Source organism: Citrobacter sp. Marseille-Q5395 (genome assembly GCF_947057495.1).
Lineage (GTDB): Bacteria > Pseudomonadota > Gammaproteobacteria > Enterobacterales > Enterobacteriaceae > Citrobacter > Citrobacter murliniae.
Genome location: NZ_CAMSEL010000010.1, coordinates 95,430 through 116,239, shown reverse-complemented (window position 1 = coordinate 116,239; position 20,810 = coordinate 95,430). Strand labels below are relative to the sequence as shown.

Annotated in this window: 19 protein-coding genes; 10 read left to right on the top strand and 9 right to left on the bottom strand. The window is 53.7% G+C overall.

Annotated features, from left to right (window positions below; genetic code table 11):
• Positions 1-135 precede the first annotated feature (135 nt).
• Positions 136-354 carry a DUF2754 family protein gene (locus OH663_RS12990; RefSeq protein ID WP_045440413.1) on the bottom strand — a complete coding sequence of 73 codons (219 nt, stop codon included), beginning with the start codon at positions 352-354 and terminating at the stop codon, positions 136-138.
• 261 nt (positions 355-615) lie between these two features.
• Here OH663_RS12990 and OH663_RS12985 point away from each other — a divergent pair, with 261 nt between their 5' ends.
• Positions 616-939 carry a DUF2755 family protein gene (locus tag OH663_RS12985; protein ID WP_045440411.1) on the top strand — a complete coding sequence of 108 codons (324 nt, stop codon included), beginning with the start codon at positions 616-618 and terminating at the stop codon, positions 937-939.
• Here OH663_RS12985 and OH663_RS12980 read toward each other — a convergent pair.
• Both OH663_RS12980 and sbmA read right to left on the bottom strand, forming a co-directional pair.
• Positions 924-2,027: a DUF1615 domain-containing protein gene (locus OH663_RS12980; protein ID WP_045440409.1), complete on the bottom strand. Its 1,104-nt coding sequence runs from the start codon at positions 2,025-2,027 to the stop codon at positions 924-926. The two genes, OH663_RS12985 and OH663_RS12980, sit on opposite strands and share 16 nt — an antisense overlap.
• 13 nt (positions 2,028-2,040) lie before the next feature.
• On the bottom strand, positions 2,041-3,261 hold the full coding sequence (sbmA, locus tag OH663_RS12975) for a peptide antibiotic transporter SbmA (RefSeq protein ID WP_045440405.1): 1,221 nt from the start codon (positions 3,259-3,261) through the stop codon (positions 2,041-2,043).
• A 375-nt stretch (positions 3,262-3,636) separates the two neighbouring features.
• Here sbmA and ampH point away from each other — a divergent pair, with 375 nt between their 5' ends.
• Both ampH and hemB read left to right on the top strand, forming a co-directional pair.
• Positions 3,637-4,794, top strand: coding sequence for a D-alanyl-D-alanine-carboxypeptidase/endopeptidase AmpH (ampH, locus tag OH663_RS12970; RefSeq protein WP_200012152.1), 1,158 nt, complete (start codon positions 3,637-3,639; stop codon positions 4,792-4,794).
• Between the two features lie 156 nt (positions 4,795-4,950).
• Positions 4,951-5,925: a porphobilinogen synthase gene (gene hemB / locus OH663_RS12965; protein ID WP_045440399.1), complete on the top strand. Its 975-nt coding sequence runs from the start codon at positions 4,951-4,953 to the stop codon at positions 5,923-5,925.
• A gap of 77 nt (positions 5,926-6,002) precedes the next feature.
• On the opposite strand, the gene tauD is transcribed toward hemB, so the two are convergent.
• Genes tauD through tauA form a run of 4 tightly spaced genes read right to left on the bottom strand, consistent with a single transcriptional unit; the run spans position 6,003 to position 9,416 of the window.
• The gene (tauD, locus tag OH663_RS12960; RefSeq protein WP_045440398.1) at positions 6,003-6,854 is read right to left on the bottom strand and encodes a taurine dioxygenase; all 852 of its coding nucleotides are present in this window, start codon (positions 6,852-6,854) and stop codon (positions 6,003-6,005) included.
• A complete protein-coding gene (gene tauC / locus OH663_RS12955; RefSeq protein WP_045440395.1) occupies positions 6,851-7,678 on the bottom strand; it encodes a taurine ABC transporter permease TauC in 828 nt (275 codons plus the stop codon). Before tauC ends, tauD begins: the two co-directional genes overlap by 4 nt.
• Positions 7,675-8,442, bottom strand: coding sequence for a taurine ABC transporter ATP-binding subunit (gene tauB, locus OH663_RS12950; protein ID WP_045440392.1), 768 nt, complete (start codon positions 8,440-8,442; stop codon positions 7,675-7,677). The genes tauC and tauB overlap by 4 nt, the downstream gene beginning before the upstream one ends.
• A gap of 11 nt (positions 8,443-8,453) precedes the next feature.
• Complete coding sequence (gene tauA, locus OH663_RS12945) at positions 8,454-9,416, bottom strand: taurine ABC transporter substrate-binding protein (RefSeq protein WP_045440390.1); 963 nt, start codon at positions 9,414-9,416, stop codon at positions 8,454-8,456.
• Between the two features lie 255 nt (positions 9,417-9,671).
• Here tauA and OH663_RS12940 point away from each other — a divergent pair, with 255 nt between their 5' ends.
• The 6 genes from OH663_RS12940 to fbpC all read left to right on the top strand — a co-directional run bounded on the left by OH663_RS12940 (position 9,672) and on the right by fbpC (position 17,470).
• Positions 9,672-10,301: a response regulator transcription factor gene (locus OH663_RS12940; protein ID WP_048221969.1), complete on the top strand. Its 630-nt coding sequence runs from the start codon at positions 9,672-9,674 to the stop codon at positions 10,299-10,301.
• Positions 10,301-11,842 carry an MASE1 domain-containing sensor histidine kinase gene (locus OH663_RS12935; RefSeq protein ID WP_048221970.1) on the top strand — a complete coding sequence of 514 codons (1,542 nt, stop codon included), beginning with the start codon at positions 10,301-10,303 and terminating at the stop codon, positions 11,840-11,842. Before OH663_RS12940 ends, OH663_RS12935 begins: the two co-directional genes overlap by 1 nt.
• 88 nt (positions 11,843-11,930) lie before the next feature.
• The gene (uhpC, locus tag OH663_RS12930; protein ID WP_200012149.1) at positions 11,931-13,235 is read left to right on the top strand and encodes an MFS transporter family glucose-6-phosphate receptor UhpC; all 1,305 of its coding nucleotides are present in this window, start codon (positions 11,931-11,933) and stop codon (positions 13,233-13,235) included.
• A complete protein-coding gene (locus tag OH663_RS12925; protein ID WP_045440378.1) occupies positions 13,232-14,263 on the top strand; it encodes an ABC transporter substrate-binding protein in 1,032 nt (343 codons plus the stop codon). Before uhpC ends, OH663_RS12925 begins: the two co-directional genes overlap by 4 nt.
• Positions 14,264-14,333: 70 nt before the next feature.
• Positions 14,334-16,412: an ABC transporter permease gene (locus OH663_RS12920; RefSeq protein WP_045440374.1), complete on the top strand. Its 2,079-nt coding sequence runs from the start codon at positions 14,334-14,336 to the stop codon at positions 16,410-16,412.
• Positions 16,413-16,423: 11 nt separating this feature from the next.
• Positions 16,424-17,470, top strand: a complete 1,047-nt coding sequence (gene fbpC, locus OH663_RS12915) for a ferric ABC transporter ATP-binding protein (protein WP_045440372.1) — start codon at positions 16,424-16,426, stop codon at positions 17,468-17,470.
• 31 nt (positions 17,471-17,501) lie between these two features.
• On the opposite strand, the gene mmuM is transcribed toward fbpC, so the two are convergent.
• Together mmuM and mmuP are read right to left on the bottom strand one after the other, a co-directional pair.
• Entirely contained in the window at positions 17,502-18,434 is a 933-nt protein-coding gene (gene mmuM / locus OH663_RS12910) for a homocysteine S-methyltransferase (protein ID WP_200012147.1), read from the bottom strand.
• Positions 18,421-19,824, bottom strand: coding sequence for an S-methylmethionine permease (mmuP, locus tag OH663_RS12905; RefSeq protein ID WP_045449469.1), 1,404 nt, complete (start codon positions 19,822-19,824; stop codon positions 18,421-18,423). The genes mmuM and mmuP overlap by 14 nt, the downstream gene beginning before the upstream one ends.
• A gap of 407 nt (positions 19,825-20,231) precedes the next feature.
• On the opposite strand from mmuP, the gene OH663_RS12900 reads away from it, so the two are divergent.
• Positions 20,232-20,735, top strand: coding sequence for a GNAT family N-acetyltransferase (locus OH663_RS12900; protein WP_200012145.1), 504 nt, complete (start codon positions 20,232-20,234; stop codon positions 20,733-20,735).
• Positions 20,736-20,810 lie beyond the last annotated feature (75 nt).

Below are 20,810 nucleotides of genomic sequence, written 5' to 3'. Positions count from 1 at the left end.
TATACCCTAAATATTTCGGGTTACAGAAAGGCGGCCACGCCGTGAATCCCCAGGAGCTTACATCAGTAAGTGACTGGGGTGAGCCAGGAAAGCCAACACACCTGCAACTTGAAGTATGAGGGGTATAACAAAACGTTATTGGGTATCTTTCACATCATCAGCTTCCACACGACGGCGTATAATGAGTCCGGCGAGCCAAAAACTGATCACCCATGTGACCAGCCCCACCGCATAGGTTTGCCATCCCTTAGCTTCAAAACCCAGTAATCCCACCACACCATTCAGAATAAAGATAAGCCCAATGGCGAACGCATAGTAGTGCCAGTCACGGCGAATTTTAGCAGGCAGGTTCATAGCAGCTCCGGAGAAACACACATTAGGCGCATCCTCGCACATTTTCTCTGAGACGTCTGTGGTGTATGCGGAATTTCTTAAATGTCACAAAATTTCACTTAAGGTTAAAGATTTGTGACTATCCGCAAAAAACTTAAATCCAGGAATAATCCCTGGCTGAAATTACCATCATTCTGATATTGACAATGGCGATCACCTGTCAGACTCACTGTCAGTTGTTGGCATTACGTCGAAAGAAGCAGGTTATTTCCGGAGGTCTTTATGGCTGATTTTACGCTCTCTAAAACCCTTTTTAAGGGCAAGTATCGGGATACCTCCTCCCTGACCGGCAATATTGCGTATGCCGTATTTGTACTGTTCTGTTTCTGGGTGGGAGCACAGATTTTAAATCTGTTAGCTCACGCACCCGGAATTTACGAGCAACTGATGCAGCTACAAATGCAGGAAACCGGACGTCCGCGAATCGAAATCGGTTTTGGCGTCGGTACGATTTTTGGCGTGATCCCCTTCCTGGCCGGAGGGCTGATCCTTGGCATCGTCGCTGGCTTTATGCGCTGGCGCCAACGCCATCATAAAGCAGACTGAGCCATACATTTCGCCCGGCGCTCGTCCACCCGTTTAGCAAACCACGCAGTGGTCAGGTTGCGGGTGATCTTCGGACTTTCCAGTTGAATACCCGGCAGCATTTCACGGGGTAATGCTTTGCCCACCTTCGCTTCAGCCAGCTTATAGACCTTCTCATAAAGCGCGGTCTCTTCAAAAGCAAGGCTGTCGCCCTTTTGCAGTTGACGCCGAATATCGCTCTCACTCATATTCAGCTTCCCAACCAGTTTACGTACTGCCAGCTCCGTTTTACCTGGATCTTTGCTGTCGTAGCGAATCAAGTCACCATCCAGTTCCAGCTTCACACCGCTGGCTTTACTGACAGCGTTCTGGAAAGCGGCATTCCGGCTGGCGTACCAGCCCGCATTAAAGTCAGCGAAACGGAAGACAGGTGCACTATAGTTCGCCGGATAGTTCAGCAAATGATAAGTTCCGAACCATAGCCCACCACGGCGACTGAACACTTCCTGACGCACTGTTCCTGCCATTTTCCATGGGTATCCCGTCGTGTGCTGTTCCGCAAACGCAATGCTGACCTGCATCGGACCGCCGGTATGAACCGGATTTAGTGAACCAAACAGCGTCTGTCCCATCGGCACCATATTGATAAAATCATCAAAGATGGCGCTAAGCTGCTTTTCCGTCTTCACTGAATCCAGGCGCTCACTGTAGCTTTTTCCTGTCGGGGAATTAATCTTCAGTGCGGTATGAACCAGAAACACCGGAATATGCATACGCTCAGCACGACGGTCGATCTCTTTCCAGGCAATTTTACTTAAGCCAGGAACGACCGGATCGGCCTGATAGTTGGACTCCTGCTGCGCCACTGCCAGCACCGAACAGACGTTCTCGACCGTCGGTGCCAGCTTCTGGCTTTCAAACGTCTTCGCCAGATCCTGCGCCCAGGCGTCTCTGTCCTTCACACTGGACGGCATTTTCTGGCGCACGACGCTCGCCACATCGACGGCTTTCTCCCCTTTTTTTAACGGCTGCGAGGGTTGGCTACTACACCCCATCAACACCAGTACAGCCAGACAAGACCAGGGGTAAAGACGGGAAACCGTCGACATAACATCTCCTTTGTTAACTAAGTGTATTGGTAACTACCTGAATTTCCTGGCCATCCAGCTCACGTTCAAAGCTGCGCAGACGCTTATAGATAGACATCAGTTCGACTAACGTCGTCCAGGAGTTAATCAGATACTGGAACGATCCTCGCACCTGTCCAAACACGTTGGTAATTTGCGTCATCAGACCGAGCGTAATCGTACCGGCAACAATCGATGGAAACAGCAGGAACAACCCGAAAACGTTATCAACCTGCAGGTAAAGAATGCGGGCGATATTGAAGTACATATAGTGAAAATAGAGGCGGAAATAGTTCTGACGCACCGCGTGAAACAGTTCGCGAACGGTAGGTGGCGTCGCGCGGTTGGCATCGTCTTCACCGTACACCAGTTCTTTACGATAAGCCGCTTCCACACGTTGGTTTTTGAACTCCAGACCCGGAAGTTTTATCCCCACTACCGCCAGCATCCCGGTTCCCATCAGCGACCAGACAATCGCAGCAATCACCAGACCATAAGGCACATGTCCGACTATTGGCAAATCAGGGACATGCGCAGAAAGCGTAACCAGTACCGGCAAGAAGGCAATCAGCGTCATGATGGCGTTGATAAAACTGACGCCCATATCTTCCAGCGTCGAGGCAAAACGCATAGTGTCTTCCTGCACACGCTGCGCGGCACCTTCGATATGACGCAGATGCTGCCAGTGCGCCATATAATGTTCGTTCATTGCGGTACGCCAGCGGAAAACATAATGGCTGACGAAGAAATTGTTCATCACGCCAATGACGACGGCAATCAGCGCAATACCAAGAAAGATCCCCACTTCATGATAGAACTGCTCAATTTTCACCTTATGGGGAGCGCTGAGTGCAGTTTGAATCAGGTCATAAAATGGCGCATACCAGGCGTTAACGGCGACCCCGACTTCAACCAGAAACCAGGTCACAAAGATAATCAACGACGTGCCGAGTATGGACCAGTACTGCCAGCGATGTGGACTGTAGATAAACCAGAACAGCGCGAACAGGCCGACGCACAAAATGTAGTAAGCATAAAAAATCAGATAATCCAGCGACCAGAATCGCGCTGCGCTAATCGGTACGTCCCCCGATGCGCCAGTAATGCGCGCCACCCAGGCTCCCCCACCTGCCTGCCAAAATACAACGGCAACCAGTGCCCAAATAAATGCCGAAATAAAGAACGGCCCCGGCTTTGGGAAAAAAGACTTAAACATAGTGCTCTCCTGCTAACTTCTTATCGTTATGACGACTGCTGTGCATTTGCCACAGACGGTGGCAAGACGGCTAACGCCCAAAAACACAAGCTGAAACCGACCATTGTGACCAGAATCAGCGAACTTAGTTCGCTACCCGGTTCTGAAGAATTGTTTCTGTGGTTTTCACCTAACACTGCGTTCCAGCATATTCAGATTATCACAGCGTAAGATCACAAAAGCGAACATCCACTATCAGGGAAAAGCTCACGTTTACTCATCGTTACGTTTTTCACACTATCATTGGCGTATTAGCGCTTTGCAATATGCCGTTCAGTAGTATAAATACGCATACGCACGTCACCTTTTACTTCCTCTAACTCATGGACACCACCGTTGAAACGTAGTCTGCTTTTTTCTGCCGCGCTGTGTGCGGCGTCATTGACATCTGTCCAGGCGGCACAGCCTATAACCGATCCGGTCTTCGCCTCCGACATCGTTGATCGCTACGCCGATCATATTTTCTACGGCAGTGGGGCTACGGGGATGGCACTCGTGGTGATTGATGGTAATCAGCGCGTATTTCGCAGCTTTGGTGAAACGCGCCCCGGCAATAATGTTCACCCGCAACTGGATTCCGTGATTCGAATCGCCTCGATTACCAAATTGATGACCAGTGAAATGCTGGTTAAATTACTCGATCAAGGCACGGTAAAACTCAACGATCCGTTGAGTAAATATGCACCTCCCGGCGCACGCGTCCCCACATATCAGGGAACGCCAATCACCCTGGTGAATCTGGCAACGCATACCAGCGCCCTGCCGCGCGAACAGCCTGGCGGTGCAGCAAAGCGTCCGGTATTTGTCTGGCCTACGCGCGAACAGCGCTGGAGCTACCTTTCTACCGCGACGCTGAAAGCCGCACCAGGATCGCAGGCTTCGTATTCAAACCTGGCATTCGACCTGCTGGCCGATGCGCTGGCAGCGGCGTCCGGTAAGCCTTATCCGCAACTCTTTGAAGAGAAAATCACCCGACCGCTCGGGATGAAAGACACCACTTTCACCCCCTCACCCGATCAGTGCAAACGTCTGATGGTCGCGGAAAAAGGGGCCAGCCCGTGTAACAATACGCTGGCGGCGATGGGCAGCGGCGGCGTCTATTCTACACCTGGTGATATGATGCGCTGGATGCAACAGTATCTCTCATCTGACTTCTATCATCGTAGCCAGCAGGCTGACCGGATGCAGACACTGATTTATCAGCGTACACAGCTGACCAAAGTGATCGGAATGGATGTACCAGGCAAAGCCGATGCTCTTGGTTTGGGTTGGGTGTATATGGCACCGAAAAATGGTCGCCCGGGGATTATTCAGAAAACCGGTGGCGGCGGTGGATTCATCACTTACATGGCGATGATCCCGCAGAAAAATATCGGCGCTTTTGTCGTGGTCACCCGTTCTCCGCTGACCCGATTTACCAATATGAGTGACGGTATCAATAATCTGGTCACAGAATTAAGCGGTAATAAGCCGCTGGTCATTCCCGCGTCCTGATTGACTGCTCAAAAGGCAAACGGTTGATGCGGACCCGTTTGCCTGATTCACCCAGCCGCATTCTCCGGTATGCCACAAGAAAGCAACTTTCATAAACTCCCTTCACTCTGGTTCGGGTATACTACGGCCTTCGATTCCACAAACATCAGGCATACCATGACAGACCTAATCCAACGCCCTCGCCGCCTGCGCAAATCCCCTGCGCTGCGCGCTATGTTTGAAGAGACAACACTCAGCTTAAATGACCTGGTGTTGCCGATCTTTGTTGAAGAAGAACTCGACGATTACAAAGCCATCGAGGCGATGCCCGGCGTGATGCGCATTCCGGAAAAACATCTGGCTCGCGAGATTGAACGCATTGCCAATGCCGGTATCCGCTCGGTGATGACCTTTGGTATTTCCCACCACACAGATGACACCGGCAGCGACGCCTGGAAAGAAGACGGGCTGGTAGCGCGCATGTCTCGTATCTGCAAGCAAACTGTCCCGGAAATGATCGTCATGTCCGATACCTGCTTCTGTGAATACACCTCGCACGGTCACTGCGGCGTGTTATGCGAACATGGTGTTGATAACGATTTGACCCTTGCCAACCTCGGCAAGCAGGCAGTCGTCGCCGCTGCTGCGGGTGCTGATTTCATTGCCCCTTCCGCTGCGATGGACGGCCAGGTACAGGCTATTCGCCAGGCGCTGGACGCCGCGGGTTTCACCGATACCGCCATCATGTCCTACTCCACCAAGTTTGCCTCATCGTTCTACGGCCCGTTCCGTGAAGCCGCAGGCACTGCGCTGAAAGGCGATCGTAAAACCTATCAGATGAACCCAATGAACCGTCGCGAGGCGATCCGCGAATCGCTGCTTGATGAAGCGCAGGGCGCAGACTGTCTGATGGTAAAACCGGCTGGTGCATACCTTGATATTCTGCGTGATATCCGCGAACGCACGGAACTGCCGATTGGCGCCTATCAGGTCAGCGGTGAGTACGCGATGATCAAATTCGCGGCGATGGCGGGAGCAATAGATGAAGAGAAAGTGGTGCTGGAAAGCTTAGGGTCGATCAAACGCGCGGGCGCGGATCTGATCTTCAGCTACTTCGCACTGGATCTGGCAGAGAAAAAAATACTGCGTTAAGTTATTTTGCCAGATGGCGCTTCGCGTTATACGGCCAGCCACATTGTTGGCCAGGTCAGCGAAGCGCCAGCAGGCAATCAGCCCGCACGGAAGTATGGTTTGTCCCCCAGAATCGTCGCCCGATGCATAATGCGTCGCTGCGGCAGATAGTCAGCATTAGCATAATGCTGCGTCACACGGTTATCCCAAATCGCCACATCGTTGGGCTGCCAGCGCCAGCGCACCTGAAACTCCGGTTTAGTGATGTGGGCAAACAGGAATCCGAGCAGCGCTTCACTCTCTTTCTCCGTCACATCGACAATCCGTGTCGTAAATCCCTCATTCACAAACAGTGCCTGTTTACCGCTCACCGGATGCGTGCGCACGACCGGATGCAACAACGGCGGATGCTTTGCTACCGCCTCCAGCCAGCGCTGGTGCTCCTCTTCAGTCTTACGATATTTAAACTCCTGAAATGACTTACGGAAATCATGTTCAGCCCGCAGGCCGCTTAGCAGTTGGCGAAACGGCGCAGATAGCGCCTCATAGGCGGCAATTCCGCTGGTCCACAGCGTGTCACCACCGGTTGAGGGCAGCTCTTTAGCTGCAAGAATCGCCCCGGCAGGCGGCGTCTCAATAAACGTCACATCGGTGTGCCAGTTGTCATTATCCGGCGGATTATCATTATGCGTATCCAGCACGATAATCTCCTCCACTCCCTCAGCATGGGGATAGACCGGATGAATATGCAGATCGCCAAAACGCAGCGCCAGCGCCCGTTGTTGCTGCGGCGTAATAACCTGATCGCGCAGGAATACCACCTGGTGGCGCAGTACCGCATGGTACAACTGTTCAAACTGGTTATCGCTCAGTGGACGGGTCAGATCCGCACCTGTTATCTGTGCCCCAATATACGGCCCCAGCGGGCTAATACTCAGACGTTCACTCATTGTACTTCTCCATGCCAGGGCGTCAGACGGCGCTGGAGCGCACGCAGACCCAGTTCTAAAATAAAGGCGATAACGGCAATCACCGCGATCCCCGCCAGCACCACATCCGTTGCCAGAAATTCACCGGCTGACTGCACCATAAAACCTAAACCTCGCGTCGCGGCAATCAGCTCTGCTGCCACCAGCGTCGACCAGCCCACGCCCAGTCCGATGCGCAATCCGGTAAGAATTTCCGGCAATGCCCCCGGTAAAATAACAAACCACAATACCTGTATACGGCTGGCCCCCAGCGATTGCGCGGCCCGGATCCTCACCTGCTGCGCGCTTTTTACGCCCGCCAGTGCCGACATTGCAACAGGTGCAAAAATGGCCAGATAGATCAGCAAGATCTTGGAGGTTTCACCGATCCCAAACCAGATGACCATCAGCGGCAAATAGGCCAGCGGTGGAACCGGACGATACAGTTCGATAATCGGATCGAGGATACCGCGCACAGTCGGACTCAGCCCCATCGCGATCCCCACAGGAACACCAAGCAACACCGCTGCCAGCAGAGCTATAACAATACGCGTCAGACTTGCCGCCAGGTGCTGCCACAACGTGGCATCCATAAAGCCTTGCGGCCCGGCAATGGTAATAAGTTTTTGTAACACCAGCCCCGGCGAGGGTAAAAACAGTGGACTGATCAATTGCAGAGCTGCCACCGTCCACCATATCGCCAGGATAACGGTCAACGTACCGAGACTTAACGTAATCTGGCGAGAGAACGGCCAGCGCCAGCTCAGCGCGCGCTGCCGGGGTTTATCGTTAATCACCACACTCATGAAAAAGCCTCCCGTTGTTCAAAGACGCGGCTTAACACATACTCACGCATCGCGATAAACTGCGGATCGGACTTAATACTGCGGCTGTCTTCTCCGGCCACAAAGCGGCGGGAGAAATTGAGCGGCAAACGTTCAAGCACCCGGCCAGGACCTGGGGACAGCAGCACCAGTTCCGTTGCCATAAACACGGCCTCTTCGATATCGTGGGTGATCAGCAGCACCTGTTTACCCGTCTCATACCAGAGCTTAAGAAGCAGGGTTTGCATCTGTTCGCGGGTAAACGCATCCAGCGCACCAAACGGCTCGTCCAACAGCAACAATTGCGGATTCGCCGCCAGCGCCCGGGCAATACCCACGCGCTGACGCTGACCGCCAGAAAGCTGCCAGATAAAGCGTTTTTCTGCGCCCTCTAATCCAACTTTCTTCAACATTTCCAGAGCGACACGTTGACGCTGCATTTTCTCTACGCCAGCCAGTTGCAGACCGAACCCGACGTTATCCTGCACGTTACGCCAGGGCAGCAGACCTTCGTTCTGGAACACAACGCCACGTTCAGCCCCAGGACCTTCGACCTTTTTCCCTTCCAGCAAAATACTGCCGTGCTGATAAGGTACAAATCCGGCAATCAGATTCAGCAACGTGGTTTTCCCGCAGCCTGAAGGCCCAAGCACCACCAGCAGTTCACCGCCATCCAGGGTCAGATTGATATCGTCCAGCACAGGTTTTCCACCGTAACTGGCGGCAAGATGAGAGATTTGCAGCATCAGCGCCCCCTTTATTGCACAAAGCGATCGGTGACGTACTGGCTGTAGTCCGTCGCTACGGCAGGCACTTTCCCCTGCTCTTTGAGGAACTGCGCGGTGTCGATAATCGCTTTGTTTACCGGCCCGGTCAGTTCGGCGGTTTGCTGTTGCGGTGTCAGATAGGTATTACCCTTCACCAGCGCAGGAATGTCTGCCTCCGGCACTCCGCTTAAGCGCGACAGCTTGCTGATATTTTCCGGCTGCTTCAGCCACTCATCGGGGTTAGCTATATAGGGCTGCTGTGCAGCAATCGCGCTTTTGGCAAAGGCTTTCACTACCTCAGGATGCTTCTCGGCAAAATCTTTACGCACCACCCACACATCCAGCGTCGGTGCCCCCCATTCCCCCACTTTTTCGGAGTCGGTTAATACTTTGCCGTCTTTTTCCAGTGCATTTACCGCAGGCGCCCAAACGTAAGCACCATCAATGTCTCCGCGCTGCCAGGCGGCAATAATCGCCGGAGGTTGCAGATTCACAATCTCCACCTGGCCAGGCTTAATACCCCAGTGTTTGAGTGCAGCCAGCAGGCTGTAGTGGGTCGTGGAGATAAACGGCACGGCGATACGTTTACCAATCAGATCCTGCGGTGTGCTGATATTTTTCTTTACCACCAGCGCTTCGGAGTTACCCAGTTTTGAGGCCAGCAAGAAAACCTCAATCGGCACCTGTTGACTGGCGGCGACCGCCAGCGGGCTGGAACCGAGATTGCCAATCTGCACATCGCCGGAAGCCAGTGCCCGCACGATGCTCGCGCCACTATCGAACTTACGCCAGTCAACGGTGGCCCCGCTCTCTTTGGCAAAGGTGTTGTCCGCCTGCGCCACTTTGGCGGGTTCGGCGGAAGTCTGATACGCGACGGTGACATTGACCGCCTGCGCCTGAAATGCAACCAATGCCAGTACGGCAAGGAGTGTGTTACGCGATGAAATACCCATGATTGTCTGCTCCCCTGTCTTGTTATGGAGGCAGTATTTCGTTGCGGCTGAATTTGATAAAGGAATTAAAAATTCTGGCTAAGAACAAAGCGTTTTTAGAAAAAAACCGGCAAAGGTTAGTGATTTTCCACAAAAACCGCGCCACGCCTTTTTATTGCGATTTTGTTACATCCGTTACATAACTATACCTGATTGATTGCCAGCACAGCCCTGGCAGGCATCATAGACGTCATTGTCAGACAAGAGAGCAATATCATGATTCATGTTGTGCTGGTGGATGACCATGTGGTGGTGCGTTCCGGCTTTGCGCAATTACTCAGCCTCGAAGATGACATTGACGTCATCGGTCAGTACAGCAGCGCGGCACAAGCCTGGCCTGCATTACTGCGCGATGACGTCAACGTGGCGGTAATGGACATCGCCATGCCGGATGAAAATGGTCTGAGCCTGTTAAAACGACTGCGGTCGCAGAAACCCGGCTTTCGCGCCATCATTCTCAGCATTTACGACGCGCCTACATTTGTTCAAAGCGCACTGGATGCCGGAGCCAGCGGCTACCTGACCAAACGCTGCGGCCCCGAGGAATTAGTACAGGCTGTACGCTCAGTGGGTATGGGCGGGCATTACCTGTGTGCCGATGCCTTACGGGCGCTACGCGGTGGTGAACAGCCCGCGCAGGTTCTGGAAGTACTGACCCCACGCGAGCGGGAAGTCTTTGATCTGCTGGTCAAAGGCGATAGCGTGAAAGAAATCGCCTTTAAGCTCGATCTCAGCCATAAAACTGTCCATGTCCACCGCGCTAACGTACTGGGCAAGCTGCAATGTCACAGCACCATCGATCTGGTGCATTTCGCCCTCGACCACCAGTTGCTGACGGGGCATTAATGTCACGATCGGCTCGCCATGGGGTGATCTCCCTTTTTATCCTGTTGGCCTGGGGATCGGGCTGGCTAATGCTGTGGACGCTAGGTTTTTACCTGACCCATAACGGCCAACAGGCGGCGTTATTTCTGCCTCACGGCGTCTACCTTGCTCTGCTGATCCTGCTTTCGCGCCGGTACTGGCCCGCGCTGGTGCTGCCGCCGGTGCTGATGCTGTTGTGGTTGCACAGCGAGCAGTTGTTGAATGGCTACATCCTGCTGGCAGCGCCGTTTATCAGCCTGATCCCAGCGAGCATTGGGCAATCCTACTGGCACCGCTTCCCCCTTTACTGGCAGCGATTAACGCTGTTACTGGCCGCGGTGACCGTGACGTCATTACTCAACACCGCCCTGCTTTCGCCCTTTATTCAAAGTCCGGCTATGTTGACGGGTCTGGCATCGTTTACCGGTGGCGTGTTGCTGACGCCATTTGTCTATCTGATCTACGAGTTTCTCCGCCAGCAGCACCGGTATCATTTGCTCGGTCTGGATACCACCAATCCACCGCTGCGCACGTCGCTTATTATCTGGTGCAGCCTGTTTTTTATTATCGGCATCGGTACGCAGATGGTTCTGTCACCGGATATCGAGCGCCTGCTACTGATCGTGGTATTCCTGCCAAACGTGGTGATGGCGTGGAAATTTGGCTGGCAGGGGGGCGTATTGTCCGGGCTACTCGGCAGCATGATGATCACCATCGCCCGGCAGATAGGCGTAGGATTCAGCAATCTACTCGAACTGGAGATTTTTCTCGCCACCCAGGCACTGCTGGGCATCGGGCTGGGGATCGCCATCAGTCGCCAGCAGCATCTGGCGCAGAACCTGCATCATTATCGCCAGCGTCTGGAATCTGAACTGACAGCGCGTCGAGCGTTGACCGAACAACTGATCCGCACCGAAGAAAATACCCGCAAGAACCTGGCGCGGGAACTGCATGACGAAATTGGCCAGAACATTACCGCGATTCAAATCCAGTCGCAGTTAGTCAAACGGGCGCACAATCCACAACAAACACTCGAGGCCGCCAATCAGATCAACGATCTTGCCCGACGTATTCACCACTCTACCCGTCAGTTGTTGCGCCAGTTACGCCCTCCCGCTCTCGATGAACTGTCCTTTAAAGATGCGCTACATCATCTGGTGAACGAATTTGCGTTTGCCGAACGGGGTATTCGTTGTCGGTTTGAGTATCAGATGGAAAATACGCCAGAAAATGAAACGGTCAGATTCACCCTTTATCGTCTTTTGCAGGAATTACTCAATAACGTCTGCAAACATGCTGACGCCAGCGAGGTGTCGATTGCGTTACGCCAGCGAGAAAACAGCCTGCATCTGGAAGTTGATGATAACGGCGTCGGTATTCTACCCGAAAAAATCCCTGGCTTCGGTATCCAGGGAATGCGTGAGCGCGTTAATGCACTCGGCGGCGAGTTGACGATCGAATCGCAGAATGGTACGCGGGTAATTGTTAACCTGCCCACAAATTTGCAACAAACCCGCCATTAACCAGGAAAAAGTCTTAGTCAGTCCGGACTTTCTCTCATCCCCTTTCGGTTTCACTTTCATATAGTCAGCAAAACGGAGACGGCTATCTATGCACGCACGCTCAGCCAGCAAAACAGACCAACAATATCGGGCACTACGCCCCCGGCTGCTAATGTGCATGGTGATTGGCTACGCCGCGTTTTACCTGACGCGCAAAAGCGTCAACTACGTACTTCCGGCGCTGCAAACCGATCTTGGGCTGGATAAAGGCGATATCGGCCTGCTGGGATCGCTGTTCTATCTGACGTACGGCCTGTCGAAATTCACCGCCGGATTATGGCATGACAGCCACGGGCAGCGCGCGTTTATGGGCATCGGCCTGTTCGCCACTGGCGTATTAAACGTGGTGTTTGCGTTTGGCGAATCACTGCCCCTGTTGCTTGCTGTCTGGACGTTAAACGGTTTTTTCCAGGGTTGGGGCTGGCCGCCCTGCGCCCGACTGTTGACCCACTGGTATTCACGCAACGAGCGCGGCTTCTGGTGGGGCTGCTGGAATATGTCGATCAACATCGGTGGAGCGGTGATCCCACTGATTAGCGCCTTTGCCGCCCACTGGTGGGGCTGGCAGGCCGCCATGCTGGCACCTGGGATCATCAGCATGGCATTAGGCATCTGGCTTACTCTGCAACTCAAAGGCACGCCACAGGAAGAGGGATTACCCACGGTTGGAGAATGGCGACATGACCCGCTGGAGTTGCGCCAGGAGCAGCAAAGCCCGCCGATGGGGCTGTGGCAAATGTTACGCACGACGATGCTGAAGAACCCGATGATCTGGCTGCTCGGCGTGTCGTATGTGCTGGTCTATTTGATCCGCATTGCCCTCAATGACTGGGGCAACATCTGGCTGACGGAAAGCCACGGCGTCAACCTGCTCAGCGCCAATGCCACAGTGATGCTGTTTGAAGTCGGTGGTTTACTCGGGGCGCTGTTTGCCGGATGGGGATCAGATTTGCTGTTCAGTGGACAACGCGCGCCAATGATTTTGTTGTTCACGCTGGGGCTGATGGTCTCTGTCGCTGCCCTGTGGCTGGCACCGGTTCACCACTACGCACTGCTGGCGGTCTGTTTCTTTACCGTGGGCTTTTTTGTTTTTGGCCCACAAATGTTGATTGGCCTGGCAGCTGTCGAATGCGGACACAAGGCGGCGGCAGGTTCAATCACGGGTTTTCTCGGATTGTTCGCCTATCTGGGGGCCGCGCTGGCGGGTTGGCCGCTGTCGCTGGTCATAGAACGTTACGGCTGGTCGGGAATGTTCAGTTTGCTCTCGGTAGCCGCTGTCTTTATGGGTTTATTGCTGATGCCGCTACTTATTGCAGGCATTACCCCTTCTCTCAGTCAAAGGATAAAACAATGAAACTGACGCTTACCTCTACCCTGATTGCATCCGGCATTGCGCTGGCTGCCTTAAGCAGCGTTGCACAAGCAGAAGGTCGCCTGGTGGTCTATTGCAGTGCCACCAACGAGATGTGTGAATCCGAAACCAAAGCTTTCGGCGACAAATATGACGTGAAGACCTCGTTCATCCGTAACGGATCGGGCAGTACGCTGGCGAAAGTCGATGCCGAGAAGAAAAACCCGCAGGCGGATGTCTGGTACGGCGGTACGCTGGATCCGCAATCTCAGGCCGGTGAAATGGGTCTGCTGCAGCCCTATAAATCACCGAACCTCAGCCAGATCATGGAGAAATTCCGCGATCCCGCCAAGGTTAAAGGTAACCTCTCCTCGGCGGTTTACGTCGGTATTCTGGGCTTTGGCGTCAATACCCAGCGTCTGAAAGAGAAAAACCTGCCAGTACCAAAATGCTGGAAAGATCTGACCAAACCAGAATACAAAGGTGAAATTCAGATTGCCGACCCGCAAAGTTCAGGCACGGCTTACACCGCACTGGCGACCTTTGCCCAGCTATGGGGTGAAGATCAGGCCTTTGATTATCTGAAGCAACTCAACGCCAACGTCTCCCAGTACACCAAATCCGGCATAGCCCCGGCACGTAACGCCGCCCGTGGCGAAACGGCTATCGGCATTGGTTTCCTGCACGACTATTCGCTGGAAAAAGAACAAGGCGCGCCGCTGGAACTGATCTCTCCTTGCGAAGGTACCGGCTATGAAATTGGTGGCGTCAGCATTCTGAAAGGCGCTCGTAATATTGACAACGCCAAACTGTTCGTCGACTGGGTACTGTCGAAAGACGCCCAGGAGCTGGCATGGAAGAAAGGCAAATCCTATCAGATCCTGACCAACACCACTGCCGAAACCTCGCCAAACTCACTGAAACTCGATGATCTGAAACTTATCAATTACGACATGGATAAGTATGGTTCTACCGATGTGCGTAAAGCCTTGATCAACAAGTGGGTCAGCGAAGTGAAGATGGGTAAATAAGCCCACATTTTGCGGTTAATGCCCGGTGGCGCTCGCGCTTACCGGGCCTACATACAACACCGGAACGCTTATGTCACACACACTTGCACTCCATCCCGTGAAAAAACGGGATGCGATATTCCTTTGGGTTTTGCTGGGCTGGCTGGCATTTGCCCTGCTGCCAAGCTGGAGTCTGGACTACGGCCTGCTGGAATCGACAAGCGATGAAATTATCGCTGCTTACAGTTGGTCGCATTTCAATATCAGCTGGTTATGGTATCTGCTGCCGAGCCTGCTGCTGGTGCGCCCGTTCCAGGAAGCCAGACGCGAACAGCGCAGCCGCCACTATCTCGATGCGGGCTGGGCGTTTTTCTGCATGGCCTTTATTGTCGCCAGCGCCACACTTGAAGGACGCGGTTTAGGTTATGCCACTATCGTACTGTTTGTGGCCCTGGGCGCGATCATGACCCTGGCGCTCACCCGCCTCGAATGGCTGGGCGGCGACCGTTTCGTCATCGGTTCACTTACGGCTATTGTCGCGCTGATCGGTATTTTTATCGTCTGGCCAAGCATCGCCATTTTCATTCCGATGTTCACCAACGACACCGGAGAGTTTGCGCCACTGGCGTTTATGAATGTGCTGTCACAGGCGCATATCATTCAGGTGATCCTCAACTCCATTATGCTGTCGATTGCCGTCGGCGTCGGCTGTACCTTCTTCGGTCTGGTGCTGGCGATTTACACCACCCGTATCGCCAGACGCAGCGCCATCATTGGTCGTATTTTCTCGATTCTGCCGATCGTCACTCCGCCGTTTGTCGTCGGCTTAGGCGTCACTCTGATGATGGGACGCTCCGGCTACATCACCGAATTTATGGTGGAGTGGTTCGGGCTGACGAATACCAACTGGCTGTATGGTTTTACCGGCATCTGGCTGGCGCAAGTGCTGGCTTTCACCCCAATGGCATTTATGATCCTCGACGGGGCGATCAAGACTATTCATCCCTCGCTGGAAGAGGCCTCATACACCCTACGCGCCAGTCGCTGGCAGACCTTTAACGGTGTATTTGTCCCGCTGCTGAAACCGGCGCTGGCTAACGCCTTTTTGATTGTCGTGGTGCAATCGCTGGCCGACTTCAGTAACCCCCTGGTCCTCGGCGGTAACTTTGACGTACTGGCAACACAAATCTACTTCTACATCACCGGCTCACAGCTCGATTACCAGGCCGCCAGTACGCTTGGTGCATTCCTGCTGCTGTTCTCGTTGCTGGTGTTCTGCGTGCAGTACATGTGGATCGGTAAACGCTCGTACGTCACCGTTTCGGGTAAATCCTATCGTGGCGACGTGCAGCCGCTGCCGGTGACCCTGGTGTGGAGCGTCGTCGCCCTACTGGCCGTGTGGATTGCCTTTAACGCCCTGCTCTACGGCAGCATTTTCTACGGTAGTTTTACCGTTAACTGGGGCGTGGACTACACCCTGACGCTGGCGAACTTTACCAAGCTGTTCGGCCAGGGCATGAGCGACGGAGCATGGCCTTCACTGCTCGATACCCTGCTTTACGCAGGTATTGCCGCCCCCATCACCGCCATCTTCGGCCTGTTGATTGCCTGGGTAGTGGTGCGCCAGCAGTTCAAAGGCAAGAAGACCATCGAGTTCACTACCATGCTGTGTTTTGCAGTACCCGGCACCGTGGCTGGCGTATCGTACATTCTGGCCTTTAACAGCGCACCGGTGTATCTCACCGGAACGGCGGCGATAGTCATTATCTCGATGGTCATGCGTAACGTACCGGTCGGGATCCGCGCGGGAATCGCCGGACTCGGACAGATCGACAAATCACTGGATGAAGCCTCACTCAGCCTGCGCGCCGGTTCGCTGCGAACCATCACGCACATCCTGTTGCCGCTGCTGCGCCCGGCGATCCTCTCGGCGCTCATCTACAGCTTTGTCCGTGCCATTACCACCGTCAGCGCCATTGTGTTCCTCGTGACGCCGGATACCCGCGTGGCGACCGCCTACATCCTGAACCGCGTGGAAGACGGCGAATACGGCGTGGCGATTGCCTACGGTTCGATTCTGATCGTGGTGATGCTGGCGATTATTTTCATCTTTGACTGGCTGATCGGTGAATCACGTACCTCCCGTTCAAAAGCCAAAAACCAGGCGTAATGGAGCGCACTATGAGTCAGAAAAATTTTGTTGAGCTGCGCAACGTCACCAAGCGATTCGGCAGCAATACGGTTATCGACAATATCAACCTCACCATCCCACAAGGGCAAATGGTGACGCTGCTGGGGCCGTCAGGCTGCGGAAAAACTACCATTCTGCGTCTGGTCGCCGGGTTGGAAAAACCGAGCGAGGGGCAGATTTACATTGATGGCGAAGACGTCACCCATCGCTCTATTCAGCAGCGCGATATCTGTATGGTGTTTCAGTCCTACGCTCTGTTCCCGCATATGTCGCTGGGAGAGAACGTCGGCTATGGTCTGAAAATGCTCGGTATCTCACGCGCGGAAGTGAAGGCCCGCGTAAAAGAAGCGCTGGCGATGGTCGATCTGGAAGGATTCGAAGACCGTTATGTCGATCAGATCTCCGGTGGACAGCAGCAGCGTGTGGCGTTGGCGCGCGCGCTGATCCTCAAACCGAAAGTCCTGCTGTTCGATGAGCCACTCAGCAACCTTGATGCCAACCTGCGTCGCAGCATGCGCGATAAGATCCGTGAGTTGCAAAAGCAATTTGATATCACCTCGCTGTACGTGACCCACGATCAGAGTGAAGCCTTTGCCGTTTCCGACACCGTACTGGTAATGAACAAGGGACATATCATGCAGATCGGCTCGCCGCAGGATCTCTACCGTCAACCTGCGTCACGCTTTATGGCAAGCTTTATGGGTGACGCCAACCTGTTTCCGGCAGCATTCAGTCAGGAATATGTTGATATCTACGGTTACCGACTGCCGCGACCACTGCATTTTGCTACTCAGGGCGAAGGCACGGTCGGCGTACGACCAGAAGCAATTACGTTGAGCGATCGCGGCGAAGAGAGTCAGCGCTGTGTGATCCAGCACGTCGCCTATATGGGGCCGCAGTATGAGGTGACCGTCGTGTGGCACGGGCAGGAAATCTTACTGCAGGTTAACGCAACCCGCCTGCAGCCGGACGTCGGTGAGCACTACTATCTCGAAATCCACCCGTACGGGATGTTTGTATTAGCGGATGCGGCGTGATGATTTACCGGGCCTTCCGGCCCGGTAACGCTCAAAAACAGGCTTTTAACCCGGCAATATCCTCTGGCGTGGTGCGACAACACCCGCCAATCAACCGCGCACCGGCAGCCCGCCACTGAGGCAGATAATCCGCCAGCCGCGCACAACCTTCACCATGATGATGCCAGGTTTTGCTCTGCGCATCGTAATGCTCCCCCGAATTGGGATAGACCACCAGCGGCAGCGTCGTTAATCCATGCAGATGCTGTAGCGCAGCGGTCGTGTTTTCCAGCGCAATACAGTTGATACCAATCGCCACTACCTGCGAATAGTGAGCCAAAAACGCGACAACTTCGCTCAGCGGCGTACCATCGCTCAGATGTTCGCTGTCACGCAGAGTAAAAGAGAACCATGCCCGCGCTCGCGGGTACGCGCTCAGCAACTCCGCTAGCGCTTTAATCTCAGCAAAATTCGGCATCGTTTCACAGGCCAGCAGATCGGCCCCGGCATCAAGCAAGGCTTCTACGCGCGGACGATGGAACGCCTGAAACTGTTCCTGACTTCGCTCGTAATCGCCGCGGTACTCTGAACCATCCGCCAGATACGCACCATATGGCCCCACGGAGCCAGCCACCAGCAGTCCCCCTGCCAGTGGATTCTCCGCCAGATACGCCTCGCGCGCCTTACGTGCCAGCTCCACGCTTTTGCCAATCAGCGCTTTTGACTGCGCTTCATCCAGTCCGAGCGTGGCAAAGCCTGCAGGCGTTGCCTGATAGCTGGCGGTGATCGCGCACTGCGCCCCCGCCCGATAGTAATCAAGGTGAACTTCGCGGATAAGCTGCGGATCTTCTACCAGCACTTTGGCTGACCACAGGCTATTGGCTAAATTACAGCCACGCGCTTCCAGTTCCGTCGCCATTGCGCCATCCAGCAACAGGAAGTCCTGTTTATCAAGGAGAGCGCTTAACGGATTATTCTGCGACATGTTCTGGCTCCTGTTTTGCTTTACGGGGTTGAGTAAGGAAATAAGCACCATAACACAGCGCAACAAACGGTAACCCGCACCACAACGCAATTCTCTGCGCCGGATCGAATGCCAGTCCCACACAAGCCACCAGACACAGCACAAACCCCAGTACAGGCACCAGCGGATACCACGGTGCGCGATAATGTAATTCACTCAATGCCTTACCTTGCTGCAGATGCCGGCGGCGAAAAACAAAGTGCGAGGCGCAGATGCTAAGCCACACCGCGACAACCGCAAACCCGGAGATCGCCGAGAGTGCGACAAATACTGTATCCGGGGCAACCACACTGGAAAACAGCGCCAGCACGCCGCCAAGCATACTGACCGACAATGCCGTGAGCGGCACACCGTTTTTCGTCACCCGCGCAAAACAGGCAGGTAACGTGCGCTCATTCGACAGCGACCACAACATACGCCCGGAGGCGTACAGTCCGGAGTTCGCCGCAGAAAGAATGGCCGTCAGGATCACGAAATTAAAAATATCGGCGGCATACGGAATCCCTACCTTCTCAAACACCAGTACAAACGGGCTTTTCTCCACGCCAGCCTGCTGCATCGGGATCAACGCTGCCAGCACAAATACGGTGCCGATAAAGAAAATGATCAGTCGCGCGATAGTGGTACGAATTGCCACCGGAATGACCTTGCGTGGGTTTTCCGTTTCACCTGCAGCAATACCGATAAGCTCAGTACCAGAGAAAGCAAAATTCACTGCCACCATGGTCATCAGGATAGGTAAACCACCGTGCGGGAACCAGCCTTCTGCCGTGATATTACTCAGCCCCGGCGCGGGCGAACCGTCATGCATCGGGATAAAGCCAAAAATAGCCGCTCCACCGAGAATAATAAACGCGATGATGGTGACCACTTTCACCAGCGAGAACCAGAACTCCCCTTCGGCAAAAAAGCGCGTAGAGATAACGTTCAGGCCAAAAATAATGACGCAGAAAACCACGCACCAGATCCATACCGGTACCTGCGGAAACCAGTACTGCATGCAGAATCCGGCGGCGGTAAAGCTCGAACCAAGTGCCACGGTCCAGGTCAGCCAGTAGAGCCAGGCGACGGTGTAACCTGTCGCCGGACCAAGATAGCGCGCAGCATAGACGTGAAACGCTCCGGTTTCCGGCATCGCCACCGACAATTCTCCCAGACACTGCATGACCAGCCAGACCACCAGCGCGCCAATCAGGTAGGCCAGCAACGTCCCCGCCGCGCCAGTGGTGGAAATGATGTACCCGGTATTGAAGAATAACCCTGTGCCAATAACGCCACCTAAGGAGAGCATAATCAGGTGACGCGTTTTCATCGTGCGCTTCAGCGGCGCATTTTGTTGTGTTGTTTGCATATAACCTTCCAAACGTATGGACATCTAAACATCCAAAGAAGGTTTGTTATATCGTGTTTGTTAACAGAATGCAAAGTCATCCCTGTACCAGACGCAGATGCCCGCGCCGGGTGCTCAATACCGGATGAGGATTAATAATAAGATATAAAAAAGGCCGCCAGCTCATAACGCCTCCATTGCCAGGCTTTATGTAAACTCTGGCAATGGAAACACTCAGTGGCGTTCACACTGAAGTGGGAACCTTCTGGCCACACTCATACGTCTGGATGAGGTTCCGGGTGGTAAAATCGGCCACATTTATTCTCTGCATGCGCAGAGCTGAGTCCAATTAACTCAATTTGACAGATTCTACAGGTGTATCATGGCTGTGGAGTATTGCATCCGGCAGCGCGGTTTAAGAGGAATTAATGGAGATTCGACGTTTCAAAAATGGGGATGAGGCCGCATTATTTCGCGTCTTTTTATCGTCCGTACATAACATCGCGTCACGCGACTACACGCCAGAACAAATCGATGCGTGGGCTCCAGCGGATATTGATCAGGAACTTTGGGCCAGTCATATGAGGACGTTACGACCCTTTGTCGTTGAGATTGATGGTGAAATAGCCGGGTATGCTGATGTTCAGCCCAATGGATATATTGACCATTTTTTCGTATCGGGAACCTGTCCAGGGCAAGGCGTTGGTACTTTGCTTATGAATCGCATTCATCAAGAGGCCAGATTACTCGGTTTGAACGAGCTCACATCGCACGTGAGCAAAACCGCGGAGTCTTTCTTTTTACGTCATGGTTTTTATTTGGTGAAGCGAAAACATCCTGTTCGACGTGGCGTGACGCTGCAGAATGCAGTGATGCGAAAAGAACTTAATCAGGAAGCGGTGTCAGGGGTGAAAAAAACCACTGAGGGTTGATTGCTGTATTTCAATCGAAATGTAACCCGATAATTATGGATTTTCTTATATATCCGGTAAGACTTAGTGATCCTC

Coding starts and splice junctions, on each gene's coding strand:
- OH663_RS12990 (WP_045440413.1), bottom strand. CDS start 354: ATGAACCTGCCTGCTAAAATTCGCCGTGACTGGCACTACTATGCGTTC.
- OH663_RS12900 (WP_200012145.1), top strand. CDS start 20,232: ATGGAGATTCGACGTTTCAAAAATGGGGATGAGGCCGCATTATTTCGC.
- tauA (WP_045440390.1), bottom strand. CDS start 9,416: ATGGGTATTTCATCGCGTAACACACTCCTTGCCGTACTGGCATTGGTT.
- mmuM (WP_200012147.1), bottom strand. CDS start 18,434: ATGTCGCAGAATAATCCGTTAAGCGCTCTCCTTGATAAACAGGACTTC.
- hemB (WP_045440399.1), top strand. CDS start 4,951: ATGACAGACCTAATCCAACGCCCTCGCCGCCTGCGCAAATCCCCTGCG.
- OH663_RS12920 (WP_045440374.1), top strand. CDS start 14,334: ATGTCACACACACTTGCACTCCATCCCGTGAAAAAACGGGATGCGATA.
- OH663_RS12980 (WP_045440409.1), bottom strand. CDS start 2,027: ATGTCGACGGTTTCCCGTCTTTACCCCTGGTCTTGTCTGGCTGTACTG.
- tauD (WP_045440398.1), bottom strand. CDS start 6,854: ATGAGTGAACGTCTGAGTATTAGCCCGCTGGGGCCGTATATTGGGGCA.
- mmuP (WP_045449469.1), bottom strand. CDS start 19,824: ATGCAAACAACACAACAAAATGCGCCGCTGAAGCGCACGATGAAAACG.
- OH663_RS12935 (WP_048221970.1), top strand. CDS start 10,301: ATGTCACGATCGGCTCGCCATGGGGTGATCTCCCTTTTTATCCTGTTG.
- uhpC (WP_200012149.1), top strand. CDS start 11,931: ATGCACGCACGCTCAGCCAGCAAAACAGACCAACAATATCGGGCACTA.
- OH663_RS12940 (WP_048221969.1), top strand. CDS start 9,672: ATGATTCATGTTGTGCTGGTGGATGACCATGTGGTGGTGCGTTCCGGC.
- OH663_RS12985 (WP_045440411.1), top strand. CDS start 616: ATGGCTGATTTTACGCTCTCTAAAACCCTTTTTAAGGGCAAGTATCGG.
- tauC (WP_045440395.1), bottom strand. CDS start 7,678: ATGAGTGTGGTGATTAACGATAAACCCCGGCAGCGCGCGCTGAGCTGG.
- tauB (WP_045440392.1), bottom strand. CDS start 8,442: ATGCTGCAAATCTCTCATCTTGCCGCCAGTTACGGTGGAAAACCTGTG.
- fbpC (WP_045440372.1), top strand. CDS start 16,424: ATGAGTCAGAAAAATTTTGTTGAGCTGCGCAACGTCACCAAGCGATTC.
- OH663_RS12925 (WP_045440378.1), top strand. CDS start 13,232: ATGAAACTGACGCTTACCTCTACCCTGATTGCATCCGGCATTGCGCTG.
- sbmA (WP_045440405.1), bottom strand. CDS start 3,261: ATGTTTAAGTCTTTTTTCCCAAAGCCGGGGCCGTTCTTTATTTCGGCA.